1 protein-coding gene and 2 pseudogenes are annotated in these 2,003 nt (G+C 37.8%); 2 read left to right on the top strand and 1 reads right to left on the bottom strand.

The window, feature by feature from the left end; all coding sequences use genetic code 11:
- Together C237_RS0111005 and C237_RS0111000 are read left to right on the top strand one after the other, a co-directional pair.
- The coding region (locus tag C237_RS0111005) for a DUF4134 domain-containing protein (RefSeq protein ID WP_018676520.1) at window positions 1-219 on the top strand (219 nt) is incomplete at its 5' end.
- Between the two features lie 11 nt (window positions 220-230).
- Window positions 231-350: pseudogene (locus C237_RS0111000) on the top strand (DUF4133 domain-containing protein); the annotation flags it as partial.
- An 836-nt stretch (window positions 351-1,186) separates the two neighbouring features.
- Here C237_RS0111000 and C237_RS15270 read toward each other — a convergent pair.
- Window positions 1,187-1,402, bottom strand: a pseudogene (locus C237_RS15270) (hypothetical protein); the annotation flags it as partial.
- Between the last annotated feature and the right edge of the window lie 601 nt (window positions 1,403-2,003).

Raw genomic sequence — 2,003 nt, 5'->3', positions numbered from 1 at the left:
GGAATTAACGAAGCCACACAAATGGTAACCTCTTATTTCGACCCTGCTACCAAGTTAATCTATGCCATTGGTGCAGTCGTAGGATTGATAGGAGGGGTTAAAGTATACAACAAATTTTCCAATGGAGATCCTGATACAAGTAAAACCGCCGCTTCGTGGTTTGGAGCTTGTATCTTCTTGATTGTAGCGGCTACCATTCTAAGGTCTTTCTTTTTATAAACGATAGTCCTATGGAAAGAAAGAAAAAGAGTTTTGCCATCAATAAAGGCATCGGCAGAACGGTAGAGTTCAAAGGACTCAAAGCTCAATATCTGTTTATTTTCGCAGGTGGTTTATTGGGTGTCCTTTTACACCGAAAGGCTGTCCGCCGATTTATCCAACCTACTAATTCCCCAACTTATGAGAAATAAATCTAAAAATGAGCTAAACCGTCAAATACTCAGTAAAAAATTCCTGACGTCAGAAAATAAAATTCTTGACGCCTAGAAATTTATCGCGAAACGTCAAGAAATTTTGCCGGAGGCGTACGGAAATTTACACCCTTACAGCAGGCTTATTTTCAATAAATTATAAAAAGTATTTTTTTAGGCTAAAAAACAAAAAAAAACAGAGGCTTTTGATGCCTCTGCTTTGCTTGTTGAAAGTATTATTTCCAATTAAACTTTTATAAGTCTTTAATACATCTAACGCCGAAGCCATAGTAATCTCCAGAAGAAGCAAGAATCTCAGAAGTATATCGGTTATAATCAAGATTCCATGGGGAATTTGAGTATTTCTCAAGCTTAATTTCGCTACTCCACAAGTGTCCTTCCTCTCCTGCTGAGCCCCATGTGGGAGTAAACATAAATCCACTAAATGGCAGAGCCAATGAACGCTCCTCAAACATCTTGAAAGAAACAATCTGCTTTTCGTCTAAATTACTTTTCTCAATAGCATTACGCAGCTTCATCAGCTCCTCTTTAGTGGGTACATGATAGCCTTCTGGGCAAGGGTTAGTAGCACCTCCAGATTGCCACAAATTAAATTCAGAACTTTGTTCAAACGCCTTATTATCCAGCCAAGAGAGCTGTTGTTCATCTACCCTTATAAACTTATTTGTTCCTGCATTAGTCCAAGATTTAGGGTAATCTATCATGTCAAGATTAGGAGTATATTTAAAAGGCGGTATTTCTTCTCCTTTCAAAGTGGAAGAAGTCCAATTAATAAGTTCATGCCCGTCAGGATTTCTTTGCCACTGAAATAGAGACCCATATGCTTTGTAATCATCTTTCCAAATTTCAGTTAAAGGTTTAGTTGGGTTAAAATCTGGAGATCCCTCACGCGCATACTCTGCACCAAGATTAAAGTTGAGCCATTTTCTACCATCTGGTCCTGTGATTTCGCAGTAAATAAAATCATGCTCCCTCTCTTCTGCTCCATACCCCACACACTCTTTGGTCGTTTTGCCATAACAGCGGTCTTTAACTAATTTCTCACATGTTTGGGAAGGCATTTTTGGTTCACTTGCCATACATTGCCAGTTGGTTCCATCAAACCAATCAATACAATGTTTTGTTGTATTATAAATCATGGTTCCTTCTGTCACATTTTTAAACTGGTTTCGCTCGTCCATACTAATGTGTGGCAAAATCGCTCCTTGCACTTGCGAAGCAGGCAATCCCTCTTTTCTAGATATATCCAAAGTGGCTTTGGGAGAGTCGGTATTAATCCCTACACGACCTTCTTCTTGGGCATAAAGACTAGCGCCCATCGCTAAGACTGATAAAAGTAAAATACTTTTCTTCATAAATGTTAGTTTTTAAAAAAATTATTATTGTTTTAATTGATATTTAGACACAAAAAAAGCCTCCCTCCCGAAACATTTCGAGAGAGGTTTTTATGATTTTTAAAGCTAAAATTATTACAAGAATCTATTACTTTCTCTCTAAAAGAAAAAGCACCAAGACTTGTATATGTAAAAGATTTTTTAGAAACTACGCACGCGCAGAGAGCGGTCGCCTCAT

Source organism: Riemerella columbina DSM 16469 (assembly GCF_000374405.1).
GTDB lineage: Bacteria > Bacteroidota > Bacteroidia > Flavobacteriales > Weeksellaceae > Riemerella > Riemerella columbina.
This window is presented reverse-complemented; position numbering and strand designations above follow the sequence as displayed.